1 protein-coding gene is annotated in these 242 nt (G+C 46.7%); it reads right to left on the bottom strand.

Annotated elements, in window-relative coordinates; genetic code table 11:
• Positions 1-242 (bottom strand): glycoside hydrolase family 11 protein (locus Q4528_RS15655; protein WP_303522641.1); only part of this gene is annotated, 242 nt, incomplete at both ends.

Genomic DNA, 242 nt, shown 5'->3' with positions numbered 1-242 from the left:
ATAAATCTACCGCGCCTTTGTGATTAAGGTTAGCATCGCCAAAAACCTCAATGGCTAGGATCTGGTAGCCATTGGCGATTCCGTTGGTTTTAAAGCCTAAATCTGAGTTGTCCCAGCGGTTTGCATGTGGGCCAAAATCCAGTTCTTGGTTACTTCCTGTGGAAGTAGGGGAGCGACGAACACTCCAATATTGTTTGAATTGTCGGTTATCACCGTTGCCACAATATTGAGCGCCGTTACGG

The organism is Staphylococcus pasteuri, assembly GCF_030547725.1.
Classification (GTDB): Bacteria; Bacillota; Bacilli; order Staphylococcales; family Staphylococcaceae; genus Staphylococcus; species Staphylococcus pasteuri.
Note: the sequence above shows the minus strand (reverse complement) of the source record. Positions and strands in the feature narration are given on the sequence as shown.